At 65.3% G+C, this 17,798-nt stretch carries 21 protein-coding genes; 5 read left to right on the top strand and 16 right to left on the bottom strand.

Going from position 1 to position 17,798, the window contains the following annotated elements; translation table 11 throughout:
- Nucleotides 1-18 precede the first annotated feature (18 nt).
- Nucleotides 19-738, top strand: a complete 720-nt coding sequence (locus tag IV112_RS14545; RefSeq protein WP_304004405.1) for a PEP-CTERM sorting domain-containing protein — start codon at nucleotides 19-21, stop codon at nucleotides 736-738.
- 4 nt (nucleotides 739-742) lie between these two features.
- Here the strand turns inward: IV112_RS14545 and IV112_RS14540 are convergent, their stop codons facing one another.
- The 3 genes from IV112_RS14540 to msrP all read right to left on the bottom strand — a co-directional run bounded on the left by IV112_RS14540 (nucleotide 743) and on the right by msrP (nucleotide 2,998).
- On the bottom strand, nucleotides 743-1,333 hold the full coding sequence (locus IV112_RS14540; protein ID WP_304004403.1) for a YqaA family protein: 591 nt from the start codon (nucleotides 1,331-1,333) through the stop codon (nucleotides 743-745).
- 70 nt (nucleotides 1,334-1,403) lie between these two features.
- Nucleotides 1,404-2,039, bottom strand: a complete 636-nt coding sequence (locus IV112_RS14535; RefSeq protein WP_304004401.1) for a sulfite oxidase heme-binding subunit YedZ — start codon at nucleotides 2,037-2,039, stop codon at nucleotides 1,404-1,406.
- Nucleotides 2,040-2,041: 2 nt separating this feature from the next.
- Nucleotides 2,042-2,998 carry a protein-methionine-sulfoxide reductase catalytic subunit MsrP gene (gene msrP / locus IV112_RS14530; protein WP_304004399.1) on the bottom strand — a complete coding sequence of 319 codons (957 nt, stop codon included), beginning with the start codon at nucleotides 2,996-2,998 and terminating at the stop codon, nucleotides 2,042-2,044.
- A 67-nt stretch (nucleotides 2,999-3,065) separates the two neighbouring features.
- Between msrP and IV112_RS14525 the strand changes: the two genes are divergently transcribed.
- Complete coding sequence (locus IV112_RS14525; protein ID WP_304004398.1) at nucleotides 3,066-3,878, top strand: ferritin-like domain-containing protein; 813 nt, start codon at nucleotides 3,066-3,068, stop codon at nucleotides 3,876-3,878.
- Here IV112_RS14525 and IV112_RS14520 read toward each other — a convergent pair.
- The gene (locus IV112_RS14520; RefSeq protein WP_296813724.1) at nucleotides 3,857-4,507 is read right to left on the bottom strand and encodes a c-type cytochrome; all 651 of its coding nucleotides are present in this window, start codon (nucleotides 4,505-4,507) and stop codon (nucleotides 3,857-3,859) included. The genes IV112_RS14525 and IV112_RS14520 overlap by 22 nt on opposite strands.
- Nucleotides 4,508-4,615: 108 nt before the next feature.
- On the opposite strand from IV112_RS14520, the gene yihA reads away from it, so the two are divergent.
- The 3 genes from yihA (at nucleotide 4,616) to IV112_RS14505 (ending at nucleotide 7,315) form a co-directional block, all read left to right on the top strand.
- A complete protein-coding gene (gene yihA, locus IV112_RS14515; protein ID WP_304004396.1) occupies nucleotides 4,616-5,242 on the top strand; it encodes a ribosome biogenesis GTP-binding protein YihA/YsxC in 627 nt (208 codons plus the stop codon).
- Nucleotides 5,243-5,475: 233 nt separating this feature from the next.
- Nucleotides 5,476-6,480 (top strand): porphobilinogen synthase, encoded by a 1,005-nt coding sequence (hemB, locus tag IV112_RS14510; protein ID WP_304004394.1) that lies wholly within the window; start codon nucleotides 5,476-5,478, stop codon nucleotides 6,478-6,480.
- Nucleotides 6,481-6,694: 214 nt separating this feature from the next.
- Complete coding sequence (locus IV112_RS14505; protein WP_304004392.1) at nucleotides 6,695-7,315, top strand: hypothetical protein; 621 nt, start codon at nucleotides 6,695-6,697, stop codon at nucleotides 7,313-7,315.
- A 51-nt stretch (nucleotides 7,316-7,366) separates the two neighbouring features.
- On the opposite strand, the gene IV112_RS14500 is transcribed toward IV112_RS14505, so the two are convergent.
- The 12 genes from IV112_RS14500 to pilB all read right to left on the bottom strand — a co-directional run bounded on the left by IV112_RS14500 (nucleotide 7,367) and on the right by pilB (nucleotide 17,706).
- The gene (locus tag IV112_RS14500) at nucleotides 7,367-7,972 is read right to left on the bottom strand and encodes an HAD-IA family hydrolase (protein ID WP_438362242.1); all 606 of its coding nucleotides are present in this window, start codon (nucleotides 7,970-7,972) and stop codon (nucleotides 7,367-7,369) included.
- 129 nt (nucleotides 7,973-8,101) lie between these two features.
- On the bottom strand, nucleotides 8,102-9,004 hold the full coding sequence (gene argB / locus IV112_RS14495) for an acetylglutamate kinase (RefSeq protein ID WP_304004390.1): 903 nt from the start codon (nucleotides 9,002-9,004) through the stop codon (nucleotides 8,102-8,104).
- 109 nt (nucleotides 9,005-9,113) lie between these two features.
- The gene (locus IV112_RS14490; RefSeq protein WP_020166143.1) at nucleotides 9,114-9,536 is read right to left on the bottom strand and encodes an Hsp20/alpha crystallin family protein; all 423 of its coding nucleotides are present in this window, start codon (nucleotides 9,534-9,536) and stop codon (nucleotides 9,114-9,116) included.
- Nucleotides 9,537-9,605: 69 nt separating this feature from the next.
- Nucleotides 9,606-10,055: a dihydroneopterin triphosphate diphosphatase gene (gene nudB, locus IV112_RS14485; protein ID WP_304004387.1), complete on the bottom strand. Its 450-nt coding sequence runs from the start codon at nucleotides 10,053-10,055 to the stop codon at nucleotides 9,606-9,608.
- Nucleotides 10,052-10,507 carry a barstar family protein gene (locus IV112_RS14480; RefSeq protein WP_304004386.1) on the bottom strand — a complete coding sequence of 152 codons (456 nt, stop codon included), beginning with the start codon at nucleotides 10,505-10,507 and terminating at the stop codon, nucleotides 10,052-10,054. The genes nudB and IV112_RS14480 overlap by 4 nt, the downstream gene beginning before the upstream one ends.
- A 3-nt stretch (nucleotides 10,508-10,510) precedes the next feature.
- Nucleotides 10,511-10,894: a ribonuclease domain-containing protein gene (locus IV112_RS14475; protein WP_304004384.1), complete on the bottom strand. Its 384-nt coding sequence runs from the start codon at nucleotides 10,892-10,894 to the stop codon at nucleotides 10,511-10,513.
- A gap of 4 nt (nucleotides 10,895-10,898) precedes the next feature.
- Entirely contained in the window at nucleotides 10,899-12,692 is a 1,794-nt protein-coding gene (gene aspS, locus IV112_RS14470; protein WP_304004382.1) for an aspartate--tRNA ligase, read from the bottom strand.
- Nucleotides 12,693-12,732: 40 nt separating this feature from the next.
- Nucleotides 12,733-13,362, bottom strand: a complete 630-nt coding sequence (locus tag IV112_RS14465) for a DUF502 domain-containing protein (RefSeq protein ID WP_304004381.1) — start codon at nucleotides 13,360-13,362, stop codon at nucleotides 12,733-12,735.
- A complete protein-coding gene (locus tag IV112_RS14460) occupies nucleotides 13,362-13,667 on the bottom strand; it encodes an FmdB family zinc ribbon protein (RefSeq protein ID WP_304004379.1) in 306 nt (101 codons plus the stop codon). Before IV112_RS14460 ends, IV112_RS14465 begins: the two co-directional genes overlap by 1 nt.
- 166 nt (nucleotides 13,668-13,833) lie before the next feature.
- A complete protein-coding gene (locus IV112_RS14455) occupies nucleotides 13,834-14,691 on the bottom strand; it encodes a prepilin peptidase (RefSeq protein WP_304004377.1) in 858 nt (285 codons plus the stop codon).
- Between the two features lie 10 nt (nucleotides 14,692-14,701).
- The gene (locus tag IV112_RS14450) at nucleotides 14,702-15,934 is read right to left on the bottom strand and encodes a type II secretion system F family protein (RefSeq protein ID WP_020166135.1); all 1,233 of its coding nucleotides are present in this window, start codon (nucleotides 15,932-15,934) and stop codon (nucleotides 14,702-14,704) included.
- 56 nt (nucleotides 15,935-15,990) lie between these two features.
- Nucleotides 15,991-17,706: a type IV-A pilus assembly ATPase PilB gene (pilB, locus tag IV112_RS14445; protein WP_304004375.1), complete on the bottom strand. Its 1,716-nt coding sequence runs from the start codon at nucleotides 17,704-17,706 to the stop codon at nucleotides 15,991-15,993.
- Nucleotides 17,707-17,798: the final 92 nt, after the last annotated feature.

Genomic DNA, 17,798 nt, shown 5'->3' with positions numbered 1-17,798 from the left:
ACTCGCAGGAGATACACCATGAAAACCCACGCCCTCGTGCGCAGCTTGATGACGGCCGGCCTCGTGCTGGCGAGCGGCGCCGCCAGCGCAGCCGCCTTCGCGGACAATTTTGAAAGCGGCCTGAACGGCTGGTCCACGGCCGGCGACGTGTCCAACCCGGGTGGCTACATCGCCCTGACCACCGCCTCGCTGACCGAGGTAGACGATGCTCCGCTGCCGGCCGGCGTGTTCAATTTCTCCGGCGTCACCGCGGTCGAGGTCGGCGTCGCCGACGGGCTGGAGAGCCGCATCGGTCTGACGCCCGGCGCGCTCGATACGGCCGACGGCTTCGCCTACGAAGGTTCGGCGATGTGGCGCGAACTGACTGTGAGCGCTGGCGATACGTTGCGCTTCGACTGGCTGTTCGCCACCTCCGAGCCCTATGTCGATCCGCTGCCGGACTACGCCTTCCTGCTGGTCGGCGATCAGGTCATCCGCATCGCCGACGAGTCGGATGCGCCTTTTCCGCCGACTACGCACTTCCGTCGCGAGAGCAATCGGTCGACCTTCGAGTACGTGTTCACGCAGTCCGGCGCGGTCCGCCTCGGTTTCGGCATCGTCGATGTTGGCGACTACACGGCGACCAGCGCGCTGGCGATCGACAACCTGAGCATCACGCCGGTGCCCGAGCCGTCGGGCTGGGCGCTGCTGCTCGGCGGCCTCGGCGTCATCGTCGCCAGCGCCCGCCGTCGCATCTGAGCGCTTAGGCGCCGCGCGTCATCTTCCAGGCCGCTGCACCGATCACCACCAGCAACACGGTCGCCCAGCCCAGGCGATCGATGTAGCGGTGCAGCGTCGCCTCCATCTTTTCCCCGCCCCAGGCCATCAACCCGGCCACCAGGAAGAAGCGCGCGCCACGGCCGATGATGGAGGCCAGCGTGAAAGGCAGCAGCGCCATCGAGATGGCGCCCGCGGCGATGGTGAATACCTTGTACGGAATCGGCGAGAAGCCGGCGACGAAAATGGCCCAGAAGCCCCAGTCGCCGAACCACTGCTGCGCGGTTTCGTAGCTGGCCCAGTAGCGGCTGTCGCGCAGCCAGGGTTCGATCAGATCGAAGGCGAAGGCGCCGATCAGGTAGCCGAACAGGCCGCCGGCCACCGAGGTGAGCGTGGTGATCAGTGCGTAGAACATCGCGCGCCGCGGCGCCGCCATGCTCATCGGCGCCAGCATCACGTCGGGCGGGATCGGAAAGAAGGACGACTCGGCGAAGCTCATCGCGCCGAGGAACCAGGGCGCGCGACGGTGGCGCGCCCACTGCATGGCGCGTGTGTACAGCGGAGAGAAGATGTTCACGCGGACGATTCCGTGTAAGGATCGGGCGCCATGATACCGGCGCACGACGGGCGGCCGGCGTGCATCCGCCTCAGGCGGCCTGCGCTTCCAGCGTGCGCCGCATGCGGCGGCCGTGCCACAGGCGCAGCGCGAACAGCGTGGCCAGCACGAAGGCGTACGCGATGGGTTCGGTCAGGTCCTTCTTCACCAGCCACCAGTAGTGCGCGACACCGAGCACGCCGACCGCGTAGACGGCGCGGTGCAGGCGCTGCCAGCTGCGGCCGCCGAGGCGACGGATCATGCCGTTGGTCGAGGTGATCGCCAGCGGCAGCATGAGCACGAAGGCGGCGAACCCGAGCGTGACGAAGGGGCGCTTGACGATGTCCGCGACGATGCCTGGCCAGTCGAAGAACTGGTCGAGCCAGACATAGGTGGCGAGGTGCAGACTGCCGTAGAAGAAGGCGTACAGGCCCAGCGTGCGGCGCAGCCGCACCAGCCAGTGCCAGCCGGTGAGCTGGCGCAGCGGCGTCACCGCCAGCGTCAGCAGCAACAGGCGCAGCGTCCAGTCGCCGGTGGCGCGCGTGATGTGCTCGATAGGATTGGCGCCCAGTGCATCACGCAGACCGCCCGCCACCAGCAGCATCAGCGGCAGCAGGCAGGCCGCCCAGACCGCGCGCCAGATCCAGGCAAACTGCACGCGGTCGGGGCTGAAGGCGCGCTCGCGCATCGTCAGAACTGCTTCTTCAGATCCATGCCGGCGTAGAGCGACGCGACCTGCTCGCCGTAGCCGTTGAACATGAGCGTCTTGCGCTTGGTGAATTCGCCGATGCGCCGCTCGCGCGCCTGGCTCCAGCGCGGGTGATCGACTTCCGGATTCACGTTCGAATAGAAGCCGTATTCGCGGGCGGCGGCACGGGTCCAGGAACTGACCGGCTCCTTGTCGGTGAAGCGGATCTTCACGATCGATTTCGCGCTCTTGAAGCCGTACTTCCACGGCACCACAAGGCGCATCGGTGCGCCGTTCTGGTTCGGCAGCACTTCGCCGTAAAGGCCGACCGCCAGCAGCGTCAGCGGGTGCATGGCCTCGTCGATGCGCAGCCCTTCGACATAGGGCCAGTCGAGCACGGCGCTGCGCACGCCGGGCATGGTTTTCGGATCGGCCAGCGTGGTGAATTCGACGTACTTCGCGCCACCGAGCGGCTCGACCTGCTTCAGCAGCGCCGACAGCGGCAGGCCGACCCAGGGCACGACCATGGACCACGCCTCGACGCAGCGCAGCCGGTAGATCCGCTCTTCCAGCGGCGCCAGCTTAAGCACGTCCTCGATCGCCAGCGTCTTCGGCTTCTGCACCATGCCTTCGATGCTCACTGTCCACGGCCGGGTCGACATGCGGTGCGCGTTGCGCGACGGGTCGCTCTTGTCGGTGCCGAATTCGTAGAAATTGCAGTAGCTGGTGATGTCCTTGTAGTCGTTCAGCTTCTCGTCGGTCGACAGCGGGCTTTTCAGCAGCAGACCCAGCGACTGGCCGCCGTAGCCGGCGGCGCGCGCCTCGCCCGACAGGCCGGCGCCGAGCAGCGCGGCGCCGACGCCGAGACCGGCGGCGCGGATGAAATCGCGGCGGCTGTCGAACAGCGCGCGCGGGGTGATTTCCGACGGCACGATGTCCGTCTGGCGTTTGATCAGCATGGGTACACTCCTGGCTTCATGTCTGTGCAGACCGTGTCAGGTCGCCAGTCCTTACCGAAGACCGCAAATGAGCAGAAAGATTTTCGACACACTGCACGATGCGCTGATGTGCGCCGACCCCGACGACAAATGTGCGCAGGTGGCGAGCCTGTGGCGCGAATGGCAGACCGGCGCCGTGTTCGACCGGACGGCAGCGCCGCCGCACGCCATCGACGACGCGGGCCGGCCGACCAGGCCCGAACTGGTCGAACCGTCGGCCCTGCGTTCGCGCCGCATCGGCAGTCGCGAAGGCCACGGCGCGATGATCCACGCCATCTGCCACATCGAGTTCACCGCCATCAATCTGGCGCTCGACGCCGCCTGGCGCTTCCGTGAACTGCCGGACGACTATCTGGGTGACTGGCTGCGTGTCGCGGCAGACGAGGCGCGCCACTTCGGTCTGCTGCGCACCCACCTGCGCACGCTGGGCTACGACTACGGTGATTTTCCGGCGCACGCCGGTCTGTGGGACATGGCGCGCCGCACCGCGCACGATGCGCTGGTCCGCATGGCGCTGGTGCCGCGTGTGCTCGAAGCGCGCGGGCTGGACGCCACGCCACCCATCATGGCCAAGCTGCGCGCGATCGGCGATCAGGCGGCGCTGGACATCCTGGACATCGTGCTGAGCGACGAAATCACCCACGTGGCGGTCGGTGACCGCTGGTTCCGTCACCTGTGTGCGCAGCGCGGGCTGGCGCCGGAGGCGACCTTCCTGCACCTGTTCAACGAGTTCGATGCGCCGCGGCTGCAGCCGCCGGTCAACGAAAAAGCCCGCCTGGAGGCGGGCTTTTCGGAGAGCGAGATCGAAACGCTGGCGAATCAGCGCAGGCCGGCTGCGTAGTCGGCCACCGCCTTGATTTCGGCGTCGGTCATCTTCACCGCGATCATGCGCATCATCTTGGCCGGGTCGTTGGCGCGTTCGCCGACGCGGAAGGTCTTCAGCTGCGCTTCGGTGTAGTCGGCGTGCTGGCCGGCGATGCGCGGGTACTGCGCCGGCAGGCCGGCGCCGGCCGGGCCGTGACAGCCGGCACAGGCGGGCAGCCCCTTGCTCTGGTCGCCACCGCGCCACAGCTTCTGACCCAGTTCGATGCTTTCACGCGAGCCCTTGGCTTCGCCACCGCTCGGCTTCTGGCCGGCGTAGTAGGCGGCGAGGTTGCGCATGTCCTGTTCGGACAGCCCGGCCACCATGCCGGCCATCACGCCATTGACGCGCTCGGCCGGCTTGCCGTCCTTCGCCTTGAAATTCATCAGCTGCTTGTACAGGTATTCGGGGTGCTGGCCGGCGAGCTTAGGATTGGCCGGGATGGCGCTGTTGCCATCGGCGCCATGACAGGCCGCACACACCTGGGTGGCGATGGTCTTGCCCGCGGCTGCGTCGGCCTTCGGGGCTGCTTTTTCTTCGGAGGCCAGCGCGCTGGCCGAAACGAGGGTCAGGGACAGGGCGAAACCAAGAGCGGTGAGGTGGCGCATGACTTTCCTTGAGCGGTGATGCCGGGCAAAGGTCCGGGAAAATTTCGGTGATACGCTAAACTCCTCATTTTACCGTGTTTTCCCGGGCGCGCATTGCGCGATTCTGATTTGTCCTCTCTCTTCCGCGGCGCCTCCTTCCATATCTCCGTTGCCAAGCCGTCCGGCCTGCCAGCGCCCATCGGCCCGGAGATCGCTTTCGCCGGGCGTTCGAACGCCGGCAAGTCCAGTGCGATCAACACGCTGGTCGGTCACACGCGGCTGGCCTTCGTCAGCAAGACGCCGGGCCGCACCCAGCTGATCAATTACTTCAAGCTGGTCAAGGGCGGCTTCCTGGTCGATCTGCCGGGCTACGGCTTCGCCCAGGTGCCGGTCGAGGTGCGTCGCGCCTGGGCGGGGCTGATCGAGCGTTACCTGAAGGAGCGCGAGAGCCTGGTCGGGCTGGTGCTCATCATGGATTCGCGTCACCCGCTGACCGAACTCGACTGGAACATGATCCAGTGGTTCTCGCAGAGCGGAAAGCCGATGCACGTGCTGCTGACCAAGGCCGACAAGCTCACGCGCAGCGCACAGGCGGCGACGCTGGCCGACGTGCGTCGCCAGCTGTCGGGCATGGGTGAGCAGGTAACGGTGCAACTGTTCTCCAGCCTGAAGAAGACCGGCGTAGACGAGGTCGAGCAGGTGGTCGCGCCCTGGCTGAGCGCGGCACTGCCACCGCCGGACACGTCCGCGGCCTGAAAAAAGAAAAAGCCCACGGCTAAAGGGGATGAAGCCGTGGGCTCGAAACGCCTCGCACGCAAGGCACCCGCTCAGGGAGGTGAAGCGGGTGACGGCTCGCACCGTCGCACGCTCTGACCGGGGCCCCTTTTTCAAAGTTCCGTTCGCTTCGTGTGCTAATTGAAGTGGCGGCGGATCGAGCGGAAGGGCGCCGCGTACTATCATCGCGGCTTCCGTTTTCGCAGGTCCAGACGATGCCCTCTTCCGCCAGCCACTTCCCCTCGACTCGCATGCGCCGCATGCGCCGCGACGACTTTTCGCGCCGCCTGATGCGCGAGAACCGCCTCAGCGCCGACGACCTCATCTTCCCGGTATTCGTGCTCGACGGGCCGAGCCGCAGCGAGGCGGTGGCGTCGATGCCGGGCGTGAATCGGGTCAGCGTCGATCTGCTGCTCGGCGTGGCCGAACAGGCGGTGGCGCTGGGCGTGCCGGCGCTGGCGCTGTTCCCGGTCATCGACGCCGGTCTGAAGACCGACGACGCGGCCGAAGCCTGGAACCCGGACGGTCTGGTGCCGCGCACCGTGCGTGCGCTGAAGCAGCGCTTCCCCGAACTGGGCGTGATCACCGACGTCGCCCTCGACCCCTACACCTCACACGGTCAGGACGGCCTGATCGACGCCTCCGGTTACGTCATGAACGACGAAACGCTGGAAGCGCTGGCAAAACAGGCGCTGTGCCACGCCCAGGCCGGCGCCGACGTGGTGGCGCCGTCCGACATGATGGATGGCCGGGTCGGTCGCATCCGCTTCGAACTGGACGCGCACGCGCTGATCCACACCCGCATCCTCGCCTACTCGGCGAAGTACGCCTCAGCCTTCTACGGCCCCTTCCGTGACGCGGTGGGCTCGGCCGGCAACCTGGGCAAGGGCAACAAGTACACCTACCAGATGGATCCGGCGAACAGCGACGAGGCCATCCGCGAAGTCGCGCTGGACATCGCCGAGGGGGCCGACATGGTGATGGTGAAGCCGGGCATGCCCTACCTCGACATCGTGCGCCGGGTGAAGGCCGAACTGGGAGTGCCGACCTATGCCTACCAGGTGAGTGGCGAGTACGCGATGCTGAAGGCAGCGGTGGCCAACGGCTGGCTGGACGAGCGGGCGACCGCGATGGAGGCGCTGCTCGCCTTCAAGCGCGCCGGTGCCGACGGCGTCCTCACCTATTACGCGCTGGACGCGGCGCGCTGGCTGCAGGAGTGATGGATTTTCCTAGGTAACTGAGCACGCCTTGGACACGCCACGGTCGGCAGTCGAACAGTTTCCGTACGTCAGGTTTGAAGGTCCTGGCCAGCATGGGGGTAGCGCACCCGAGACCAGGGACCGCCCGCGAATGATGGGGTGATTTCTGTCGCGCTGATGTCTATGCTTCGCGAGTACTGCTCTTCGCTCGACGAAGTTAACGGGAGGACACCTCATGCTCCGGTTCATCGGATTGAACAGATCGCGCTTAAGCCGTCTGACCGCTATCGCCGGAGCACTCCTGGTGCTGCCTGCCACAACTTTGGGCGCGAATATTGTCGTCGATTTCGACGATAAGGGAACGTTCCAGACTTCGAACTGGAAGAAGGATGGGGTGGAGATCACGGGTTCCAGTGCCGTCCAGTTTCTCGATCTGAATGGAATCGGCGTAGTCGGCGGTGAAGACTACACACTGGACCCCGGAGAGTCGCTGACATTCTCGTTTGCCGCACCGGTCGCGTTCGTCAGATTGAATGCTTCTGCAATCGGCAATCTCGGGGGCATTCGGTTCCACTCAGCTGTTGTACATGCCTTCAATTCTGACGGAGCGGTGATCGGTACCGCCTCGAATGTGGAACCCTTCCCGAGTGTGGTGATTACAGGTCTATTTGCCTCTGCTCCTCTTTCGTCGTTCTCCGTTCTCTCAACCGAGGACAGCTATCGTCTCTCAAGCCTAGAGTTCGCATATGCGGCGGCTGTACCGGAGCCGCAGCCGGCGACGCTTGTTCTGTGCGGGCTGCTTACGGTATGCGGGTGGGCGTGGCTCAGCAGGGGCCGAAGCGCAGCCGTGGTGTAGATGGGCTGTTCGCAGGGAATCCGGCCGATATTGCATGGGCCGTTTCATTCGTCAGCGATTCATGACCCAACGCATGCGATGCAACTGCAGCGCCGACGTAAATCGCACGTCTACATAGGAGTGATGGGCGGCATCGCGGCTGATCCACACGGTGCGCATGCCCAGCTGCTTGGCGGTGCGCAGATTGGTTGCCGTGTCCTCGACCATGATGCAGCGTGAAGCCGTGAGCCGGTAGTCGCGCAGCAGGTGCAGGAAGCCCTTCAGCCGCGGCTTCGGCGCATAGCGCGAGTGCTCGATAGCGTGGATGCCGTCGAACAGCGTGCTCATGCCCATCACGTCGAGCACAGCCTCGGCGTAATGCAGCGGGCCGTTGGTGAACACGATCTTGCGGCCTGGCAGGCGGCGCAGCACGTGCAGCAGCGCGCGGTCGAACACGATGCCCGGGCGCAGCGCCTCGACGTCGTGCGTGCCGCGCAGGAAGTGTGCGGGGCGGGTGCCGTGGTGTCGCATCAGGCCGAGCAGTGTGGCGCCGTAGCGGTGCCAGTAGTGCACACGAAGGTGGTCCGCCTCGGCGTGCGTCAGCCCCAGTTCGTCCATCAACCAGGCGGTCATCGCCCGGTTCAGGTGCGGAAAGACGTGCGGATTGGCGTCGTGCAGCGTGTTGTCCAGATCGAAGATCCAGACCGGCTGCCTGCCTGCGTCCAGGCGACGCGCATGAATCGGGTCAGGGCTGATGTCTTGCGCCTTCCGGGGGACGGGCCGGGCGACGCCCGGCCCTGGGGGACGTCATTTGCTCTTGATCAGCGTGCCGACGCCGTCGTCGGTCAGCACTTCGAGCAGCAGCGCGTTCGGCACGCGACCGTCGATGATGTGCACGCTCTTGACGCCGCTGCGCGCAGCATCCAGCGCAGAGCCGATCTTCGGCAGCATGCCGCCGGACAGCGTGCCGTCGGCGATCATCGCGTCGACGTCGCGCGGCGTAATGCCGGTCAGCAGATTGCCTTCCTTGTCGAGCACGCCCGGCGTGTTGGTGAGCAGCACGAGCTTTTCCGCCTTCAGGATTTCCGCCAGCTTGCCGGCGACCACGTCGGCGTTGATGTTATAGCTTTCGCCGTCGGGGCCGACGCCGATCGGCGCGATCACCGGGATGAAGTCGCCGCTGTCGAGGAAGTTGATGATGGTCGGGTCGATCGACACGATGTCACCGACCAGGCCGATGTCGAGCATTTCGTTCGGCTTGTCCTTGTTCGGCATCATCAGCTTGGTGGCACGGATGAAGGAGCCGTCCTGACCGGTCAGGCCAACGGCCTTGCCGCCCGCCTGGTTGATCAGGTTCACGATGTCCTTGTTCACATGACCGCCGAGCACCATCTCGACGATGTCCATCGTTTCTTCGTCGGTGACGCGCATGCCCTGGATGAAGGTGCCCTGCTTGCCGACACGCTTGAGCAGGTCGTCGATCTGCGGGCCACCGCCATGCACCACCACCGGGTTCATGCCGACCAGCTTGAGCAGCGTCACGTCGCGCGCGAAGCCCAGTTTCAGCGCGGGGTCGGTCATCGCGTTGCCGCCGTATTTCACGACGATGGTGCGGTCCTGGAAGCGGCGGATGTAGGGCAGCGCCTCGGACAGCACCGCGGCCTTGGCGTGCGGCGTGATACCGGAGGTGAGGTCAGAGGTCAGGGGCATTTTCCGGGCTCGGGCGAGGTGTAAGGATGAGGCCGGATTCTAGCCTTGCACCGCACAAACAAAAAGCGGACACCGGCTGGGTGTCCGCTTTTTCCGGGGTGCGAACGGCTTACTGGATGGTGAGCTTCTTCGAGGCGGCGACTACCTTCTTCGGCAGTGTCAGTTCCAGCACGCCGTCGGCGAAACGGGCCTGCGCCCGGGCTTCGTCGATGTCCTGGCCGAGCTGGAAGCTGCGCGACACCTTGCCGTAATGGCGCTCGGAACGCAGCACGCGCTCGCCTTCCTTGTTCTCCACCGTGCGCTTCTTTTCGGCACTGATCGACACCACCGATCCTTCGATGTTGACGTGGATGTCGTCCTTCGCCACACCCGGCAGGTCGGCGTGCACGGTGTAGGCGTCCTTGTCTTCCTTCACATCGACCTTGAGCGCCGGTACGTCGGGGTTGTTGGCGAGGTCGACCGGTTGCAGCACGAGGCCGCGAAAGTCCTTGAACAGATTTTCAAAAGGATCCCAGCGGGTGACCTGATTCATCGTTTCGTCCTTTCCATGTCGGGTGCGGGTATCCGCGTACACCCAAACTAGGGATGGAAAAAACCGATTTCAAGACTGCCGGTTCAGGCGCTTGCGCTGGGTCAACATCCGGATCGCATCGCGGTTCGTCCACGAAAACACCGCATCGAGCGCCTCGCGCCAGGGCAGCCAGCGCCAGTCGCGGTGCTCGTCCGGCGCCAGCCGGATCGGCGTGTCGCGCGGTACGCAGAGGCTGAAGGCGTGCTCGGTGTTGTGGGTGACGCCGGGCGGATAGCGATGGCGCCAGATCGGATAGATTTCGAAGCGGCTGCTGTGATGCCAGCGGTCGAAAGCCCCGGCTGGTGCGACGATGCCGGTCTCTTCCTCGACTTCACGTTGCGCCGCCCGTTCCGGCGTTTCGCCGGACTCGATGCTGCCGGTGACCGACTGCCAGTAGCCCGGGTGCTTCGCCCGCTCGATCAGCAGGATGTCGCCGCCGTCGCTGTGGATCAGCACCAGGACCGACTGTGGCCGCTTCATGCGCTGGCCATGAAGGGGCGGGCGCGGGTGTGTGGCTGGTCGATCAGCACCCAGAACGGCGTGCCGCGGCCGCGCCACTCTTCGGCCGCGTCGTTCAGCACGGCGACCAGCGCGTCGAAATCGTCCTTGCAGCGCTCGACCGGCTTGGCGCAGTTGCTCAGGTGCAGCAGGTAGCCGCGGCTTTCCGGCAACCACGACAGGTCGCCGAGGCAGTCGCCGAGCGCGTCGAGGTTGTGGCCGAAGGTGTCGGGAAAGCCCATCGTTTCGGCGAACAGCTGCAGCAGCGACGCCTGGTCGCGGCTGTCCTTCAGGTCGAGGCCGATCAGCAGCAGACCGGCCGGTTCGGCGAAGCGTGCGGCGCGCGCGGCAGCTGTCGGCTGCGCGGAAAACACACCGCTGCGGGTGGCGTCGCCGAGGCGGGACTGCATTGAATCAGGGGGCAGTGCGGACATCGTTCATTCCTTGATGCGGCGGAAGCTGCGGTAGTGATCCGCCGTGTACCAGTATTCGCCCGAATGGCGCACGTCGCCGTCGACGCCGCTGCCGGCGACGATGCGACGGGCGCCGCGGTGGTTCAGGCCGGGCGTGGGCACCGTGTATTCGCGGTAATAGCCGCGTTTCTGCATCGGCAGACGGCGTTCGCGATTGTGGAACACGACGCCGTCACGGTTATACGGGAAAGGCCCGCCCTGGCGGATCAGCGCCAGCGTCTGCGCCGCTTCCGGCGGCAGTTGCGCCAGCTCCACCTCGGGCGAGGCGAAGCCGGTCAGCAACAGCCACAGGGCCAGGATCGGCGCCAGCAGTGGCGCCGGGAGCCGGCGGGGCAGGCGGGTCACCACTGGCTCAGGCGCCGGCGTCGGCCTTCGGCGTGTTGCGCAGCTTGATGTGCAGTTCGCGCAGCTGGCGTTCGTCCACCGGGCTCGGTGCCTGGGTCAGCAGACACTGGGCGCGCTGGGTCTTGGGGAAGGCGATCACGTCGCGGATCGACTCGGCGCCGGTCATCATCGTGACGATGCGGTCCAGACCGAAAGCGAGGCCGCCGTGCGGCGGCGCGCCGTACTTCAGCGCGTCGAGCAGGAAGCCGAACTTGAGCTGCTGTTCTTCCGGACCGATGTTGAGCGCTTCGAACACGGTTTCCTGTACCGAGGCCTGGTGGATACGCACCGAACCGCCGCCGATTTCCCAGCCGTTCAGCGCCAGGTCGTAGGCCTTGGCCAGGCACTTGCCCGGATCGGTCTTCAGCAGCGCGATGTGCTCGTCCTTCGGACTGGTGAAGGGGTGGTGGCAGGCGTTCCAGCGCTTTTCGTCCTCGTCGTACTCGAACATCGGGAAGTCGACCACCCACAGCGGGCGCCAGGCGTCGCCGGTCGCATAGCCCTTCTCGTGGCCGATCTTCAGGCGCAGCGCGCCCAGCGCGTCGGACACGACCTTGGCCTTGTCGGAACCGAAGAAGATCACGTCGCCGCTCTGGGCGCCGGTACGGGCCATGATCGCGGCCAGCGACTCGGGGCTCAGGTTCTTGACGATGGGCGACTGCAGGCCTTCCTCGTTCAGCTTGGTGACGTCATTGACCTTGATGTAGGCCAGGCCCTTGGCGCCGTAGATCTTGACGAATTCGGTGTAGCCGTCGATTTCGCCGCGCGACAGCGAGGCCCCGCCGGGCACGCGCAGTGCCGTGACGCGGCAGGCCGGGTCATTGGCCGGGCCGGAGAACACCTTGAAGGCGACATCCTTGACCGCGTCGGCGACGTCCACCAGCTCCAGCGTCACGCGCAGATCCGGCTTGTCCGAACCGAAACGGCTCATCGCCTCGGCGTAGGTCATGCGCGGGAAGGGCGCGGGCAGGTCGACCGACAACGCTTCCTTGAAGACATAGCGGATCATGTCTTCCATCATCGCAGTGATTTCGTGCTCGGTCAGGAAGCTGGTTTCGATATCGACCTGGGTGAATTCCGGCTGACGATCGGCGCGCAGATCCTCGTCACGGAAGCATTTGGTGATCTGGTAGTAGCGGTCGTAGCCGGCCACCATCAGCAACTGCTTGAACAGCTGCGGCGACTGCGGCAGCGCGAAGAACTGGCCGTCGTGCACGCGGCTGGGCACCAGATAGTCACGCGCGCCTTCCGGCGTGCTCTTGGTGAGCATCGGCGTTTCGATGTCGATGAAGCCCTGGCCGTCGAGGAAACGGCGGAAGGCCATCGCCGTCTTGTAGCGCAGCATCATGTTCTTCTGCATCGCCGGGCGGCGCAGGTCGATCACGCGGTGGGTCAGACGCACGGTCTCCGACAGGTTGTCGTCATCCAGCGGGAAGGGCGGCGTGACCGAAGCGTTCAGCACCTCGACTTCATGCGCCAGCACTTCGATCTCGCCCGACACCAGGTTGGCATTGGTCGTACCCTCCGGGCGGCGGCGCACGCGGCCCGTCACTCGCAGGCAGAACTCGTTGCGCACCGACTCCGCCACGGCAAAGGTTTCCGCGCGATCCGGGTCGCACACCACCTGCACCAGACCTTCGCGGTCGCGCAGGTCGATGAAGATGACGCCGCCGTGGTCGCGGCGACGGTGAGCCCAGCCGAACAGGGTGACGGTCTGGTCGAGGTAGCCCGCGTCGAGCAGGCCGCAGTATTGCGTGCGCATGGTGTGATTCCGGGAAAGTGCGGGGTCGGAAAACCCCGGTTCAGTTGTCGAGTGCGGGCACGACGGCCGCATGCGGTTTCGGTTTTCTGGCCGGCGGGACGACGCCCATCGACACGATGTACTTGAGTGCTTCGTCCACCGTCATGTCGAGCTCGATCACGTCGCTGCGCGGCAGCATCAGGAAGAAGCCCGAGGTCGGGTTGGGCGTGGTCGGCACGTAGACGCTGACGTGGTCGGGCAGGTGATTGACCACGTCCCCGCCCGGCTGGCCGGTCAGGAAGGCGATGGTCCAGCTGCCCTCGCGCGGGTACTGGACCAGCAGCGCCTTGCGGAAGGCTTCGCCGGAGCTGGAGAACAGCGTGTCCGACACCTGCTTCACGCCGTTGTAGATCGACTTCACGACCGGGATGCGCGACAGCAGCCCTTCCCAGTAACGCAGCAGGCGCTGGCCGATGATGTTGTGGCCGATGACGCCGCTGACCACGATGATGAGCACGGTCAGGATGACGCCCAAGCCCGGTACGTCGAAGCCGAACAGCTGGGCCGGTCGCCACTGCCAGGGCACCAGCAGCATGGTCTGGTCCAGAGTGCCCAGTATCCAGGCCAGCACCCAGATCGTGATGGCCAGCGGAATCCAGATCAGCAGACCGGTGATGAAGTAACGCTTCATCAATGGCAGGCGCAGGAGCCGCCACAGGGCGTCGAGGGCGCGGCAGCACTGTCGCCTGACGAGGAGGATGCCGTCGATGTGGACGTGTCTGCCTTCGGCGTCGTGGTGCTGGAGCCCGAGCCACCGCCCTTGAAATCGGTGGCGTACCAGCCGCTGCCCTTGAGCTGGAAGCCGGCTGCGGACAGTTGCTTGGTGAAGGTCGATGCGCCGCAGGACGGGCAATCGGTCAGCGGCGCGGCGCTGATCTTCTGCATCACGTCCTTTTCAAAACCGCAGGACGAGCAGCGGTAACCGTAGATCGGCATGTCGAGCTCCAGAAAACGCGAAATTATAGACTAAGGCATTGTTGCACATGCACATTTCGCGCCAGGAAATCGCCGGCCCCGCGCGTGGCGGGAGCGGGTGCGCGAAACGGACGCTGCGCTTCGGAAATGGGGCGCCCATTCTGGGGATTCAAGCCCCGGCAGATGCCTACATCAGCCCCAGATAGGTGCGGTTGATCGTGGCGCCGAAGAACAGCGCGATCACGCCAGCGGCGGCAAGATAGGGCCCGAACGGAATCGGCACGTCGCGGCCGTGCGAACGCAGCACGATCAGTGCGATGCCGACCACGGCGCCGACCAGCGACGACAGCAGGATGATTACGGGCAGCATCTGCCAGCCGAGAAAGGCACCGAGCGCGGACAGCAGCTTGAAGTCGCCGTAGCCCATGCCCTCCTTGCCGGTGGCCAGCTTGAACGCCCAGTACACGCTCCACAGCACCAGATAGCCGGCGATGGCACCGACGACGGCCGACTGCAGATCGGTGAAGCCGCCGAGCAGGTTGAGCAGCAGTCCGGCCCAGATCAGCGGCAGCGTGATGCTGTCCGGCAGCAACTGGGTATCGAGGTCGATGAAGGTGAGCGCGATCAGTGCCCATACGAGGGCCAGTGCGCCGATCAGCAGCAGTGTCGGTCCGAATGTCCAGGCACAGGCCAGGCTCAGCAGTCCGGTCAGCAGTTCGACCAGCGGATAGCGGACACCGATGCCGGTGCCGCAGCCTCGGCACCGGCCGCGCAGCAGCAGCCAGGACAGCACCGGGATGTTCTCCAGCGCGCCGATCCCATGGCCGCACTTGGGACAGCGCGAGCGCGGCGCCAGCAGCGACAGCGCGTCGAACACCGGCGCCGGCTCGTTGCGCAGGTCGGCGCACTGTGCCGCCCACTCCCGCTCCATCATGATGGGCAGGCGGTGGATCACCACGTTGAGGAAGCTGCCGACGGCCAGGCCAAGCAGGCCGACCAGCGGCAGCAGCAGGCCGCTCCCGGCCAGCGATTCGAGTCCGCTCACGATTCCCGCGTCAGACCGACTGGGCGACCTTGAAGATCGGCAGGTACATGGCGACCACCAGGCCGCCGATCAGCGTGCCGAGCACCACCATGATGATGGGTTCGAGCAGGCTGGACAGCGCGTCGACCGAATCGTCGACCTCCTGTTCGAAGAAGTCGGCCACCTTGGACAGCATCGAATCAAGCTGGCCGGACTCCTCACCGATGGACGCCATCTGGATCACCATGACCGGGAACACATTGGTGTTCTGCATCGCGACGGTCAGACTGGTGCCGGTGCTGACCTCGTTCTGGATCTGCCGCGTGGCCATCTTGTAGATGTGGTTGCCTGCCGCGCCACCCACCGAGTCGAGTGCCTCGACCAGCGGCACGCCGGCGGCGAACATCGTTGACAAGGTGCGCGCCCAGCGCGCGATCGTGGCCTTGCGCAGAATCTCGCCGAGGACAGGCAGTTTGAGCGACAGGCGGTCGACGGCGATCTGCAGGGGTACCGATCGCTTCAGCATGTAGAAGAATGCGCTGATTGCCGCGAAGGCTCCGCCGAAGATGAGCCAAGAGTACTCGACGAAGGCGTCCGATATCGCGATGACGAACAACGTCGGCGCCGGTAGATCGGCACCGAAGCTCGAGAACACCTTCTTGAACTCCGGAATGACGAAAATCATGATCACCGCGGTGATCACGATGGCGACCACGATGACCGCGATCGGATAGAACATCGCCGACTTGATCTTGCCCTTGATCGCCAGGATCTTTTCGCGATACGTGGCGAGGCGATCGAGCAGGCCATCGAGAATACCGGCCTGCTCACCTGCTGCGACGAGGTTGCAGAACAGCTGGTCGAAGTGCTGCGGATACTTGCGGAAAGCCTGGTTCAGGCTGGAGCCGGACTCGACTTCGAGCCGGATGTCGCCCAGCAGCTTGGATACCGCCCGGTTGCCGGCGCCCTTGCCGACGATGTCGAATGCCTGCAGCAGCGGCACACCGGCCTTCATCATCGTCGCCAGTTGCCGGGTGAACAGCGTGATGTCCTTTTCGGTCACCTTGCCGCCGCGGCCGAAGCTGCGCTTCTTGACCTTGGTGACCAGGATGCCCTGGCGACGCAGCGTGGCCTGGACCATGGCTTCGCCGCCGGCGCGCATTTCGCCGCGCACCAGCTTGCCGCTCTTGTCCTTGCCTTCCCAGTTGAAGACCGTTTCCTTGGAACCGCTGTCCTTGCGTACGGGGCGGGTTGCGGTGGCCAAATCAAGCTCCTTGCGGGGTAAGTCCGCTCATGCGGCGACGCCGCGCGCGGCGTCGCTCATTCGTTGGTGCAGGCGAGCACTTCGGCCAGCGAAGTGACGCCCTGCCTGACCTTCAGCAGACCGGACTGGCGCAGGTCCTTGACGCCCTCGCGGCGTGCCTGCGCGGCAATGTCGATCGAATTGCCGTTGGTCATGATGATATGCGCAATCTCGTCGGAGATCGGCATCACCTGATAGATGCCGACCCGACCCTTGTAGCCGCTGCCCTTGCAGCGCTCGCAGCCGACCGGTGCATAGGGTTGCCAGCTGCCGTCGAGGTCCGCTTCGGTGAATCCGGCCTCCAGCAGCGCTTCGACCGGAATGTCCATCGGCTGCTTGCAGGAGCATAGCCGGCGCGCCAGGCGCTGGGCAGTGATCAAAATGACGCTGGACGCAATGTTGAAGGCGGCGATGCCCATGTTGCGCATGCGATCCAGCGTGGTCGGTGCGTCGTTGGTGTGCAGCGTCGACAGCACCAGGTGACCGGTCTGCGCCGCCTTGATCGAAATTTCGGCCGTTTCGAGGTCGCGGATTTCACCGACCATGATCACGTCCGGATCCTGCCGCAGGAAGGACTTCAGTGCGGCGGCGAAGGTGAGGCCGGCCTTGTCGTTGACATTGACCTGGTTGATGCCCGGCAGGTTGATTTCGGCCGGATCTTCGGCGGTCGAGATGTTGACGCCGGGCTTGTTCAGGATGTTCAGACAGGTATACAGCGACACCGTCTTGCCGGAACCGGTCGGACCGGTCACCAGGATCATGCCGTAGGGGCGCTCGATCGCATGCATCAGCGAGGCGCGCTGCTCGGGCTCGTAACCGAGCGCGTCGATGCCCAGCATGGCCGAACTCGGGTCGAGGATACGCATGACGATCTTCTCGCCGTGCAGCGTCGGCAGCGTGCTGACGCGGAAGTCGATCGCCTTGGTCTTGGACAGCACGAATTTCATCCGGCCGTCCTGCGGCACCCGCTTCTCCGAAATGTCCAGCCGGGAAATGACCTTGATGCGCGACGCGATCTTTTCGCGCAGCACCAGCGGCGGCTGGGTGATCTCGCGCAGTACGCCGTCGGTACGGTAGCGGATGCGGTAGTACTTCTCGTAGGGTTCGAAGTGGACGTCGGACGCGCCTTCGTTGATCGCGTCCAGCAGGATCTTCTGGATGAAGCGCACCACTGGTGCATCGTCGATTTCGACCTGGGCGTCGTTGCTGGCGGCGGCGTCCTCTTCCGGCGCCATTTCTCCGTCGAAGTCGAAGTCGACCGCCGAGATCGATTCGAGGGTCTTTTCGACGGTTTCCGACAGCTTGTCGACGAGGGTGGCGAGCTTGTCGGTCTCGACGACGACCGGGTCGACGGCCAGACCGGTCTGGAAGCGGATCTCGTCGATGGCGCGCAGGTTGGACGGATCGGCGATCGCCACCGCCAGCCGGTTGCCGCGCTTCTTCAGCGCCAGCACGCGGTGGGTGCGCATCAGCTTCTTGTCGATCGCGTCCGCCGGGAACTGGTCCGGGTCGTACTGCGCGAGGTCCAGCAGCGGATAGCCGAAGGTTTCCGAGGCGAAGGCGGCTGCGTCGCGGGCACTCATCTTGCCGCTGGTGACCAGTTGCGCGATGAAACCGTGGCCGGATTGCGCGCCCTCACGCGTCAGGCTCTCTGCTTCGGTCTCGGTCAGCCGCCCGCTCTGCGCCAGTGCGCGGGCAAGACCCGACAGTGCATTCTTAGCGGTGGCGGCCATGGCGCATTAGGGGGAATCTGCGAGCGGTGTTGAAGTGTCGTCTTCGATGATGACGATTCAGGCTTGATCTGTAAACGGTTTGTGGCCGGCGT

Origin of the sequence: Methyloversatilis discipulorum, assembly GCF_018780585.1 — a bacterium.
Lineage (GTDB): Bacteria > Pseudomonadota > Gammaproteobacteria > Burkholderiales > Rhodocyclaceae > Methyloversatilis > Methyloversatilis discipulorum_B.
This window is presented reverse-complemented; position numbering and strand designations above follow the sequence as displayed.

What these genes read in the sequence shown, in the direction of transcription:
- IV112_RS14545 (WP_304004405.1), top strand. Translation starts at nt 19, where the DNA reads ATGAAAACCCACGCCCTCGTGCGCAGCTTGATGACGGCCGGCCTCGTG.
- IV112_RS14535 (WP_304004401.1), bottom strand. Translation starts at nt 2,039, where the DNA reads ATGCGCGAGCGCGCCTTCAGCCCCGACCGCGTGCAGTTTGCCTGGATC.
- msrP (WP_304004399.1), bottom strand. Translation starts at nt 2,998, where the DNA reads ATGCTGATCAAACGCCAGACGGACATCGTGCCGTCGGAAATCACCCCG.
- IV112_RS14525 (WP_304004398.1), top strand. Translation starts at nt 3,066, where the DNA reads ATGAGCAGAAAGATTTTCGACACACTGCACGATGCGCTGATGTGCGCC.
- IV112_RS14520 (WP_296813724.1), bottom strand. Translation starts at nt 4,507, where the DNA reads ATGCGCCACCTCACCGCTCTTGGTTTCGCCCTGTCCCTGACCCTCGTT.
- hemB (WP_304004394.1), top strand. Translation starts at nt 5,476, where the DNA reads ATGCCCTCTTCCGCCAGCCACTTCCCCTCGACTCGCATGCGCCGCATG.
- IV112_RS14505 (WP_304004392.1), top strand. Translation starts at nt 6,695, where the DNA reads ATGCTCCGGTTCATCGGATTGAACAGATCGCGCTTAAGCCGTCTGACC.
- argB (WP_304004390.1), bottom strand. Translation starts at nt 9,004, where the DNA reads ATGCCCCTGACCTCTGACCTCACCTCCGGTATCACGCCGCACGCCAAG.
- IV112_RS14490 (WP_020166143.1), bottom strand. Translation starts at nt 9,536, where the DNA reads ATGAATCAGGTCACCCGCTGGGATCCTTTTGAAAATCTGTTCAAGGAC.
- nudB (WP_304004387.1), bottom strand. Translation starts at nt 10,055, where the DNA reads ATGAAGCGGCCACAGTCGGTCCTGGTGCTGATCCACAGCGACGGCGGC.
- IV112_RS14480 (WP_304004386.1), bottom strand. Translation starts at nt 10,507, where the DNA reads ATGTCCGCACTGCCCCCTGATTCAATGCAGTCCCGCCTCGGCGACGCC.
- aspS (WP_304004382.1), bottom strand. Translation starts at nt 12,692, where the DNA reads ATGCGCACGCAATACTGCGGCCTGCTCGACGCGGGCTACCTCGACCAG.
- IV112_RS14465 (WP_304004381.1), bottom strand. Translation starts at nt 13,362, where the DNA reads ATGAAGCGTTACTTCATCACCGGTCTGCTGATCTGGATTCCGCTGGCC.
- IV112_RS14460 (WP_304004379.1), bottom strand. Translation starts at nt 13,667, where the DNA reads ATGCCGATCTACGGTTACCGCTGCTCGTCCTGCGGTTTTGAAAAGGAC.
- pilB (WP_304004375.1), bottom strand. Translation starts at nt 17,706, where the DNA reads ATGGCCGCCACCGCTAAGAATGCACTGTCGGGTCTTGCCCGCGCACTG.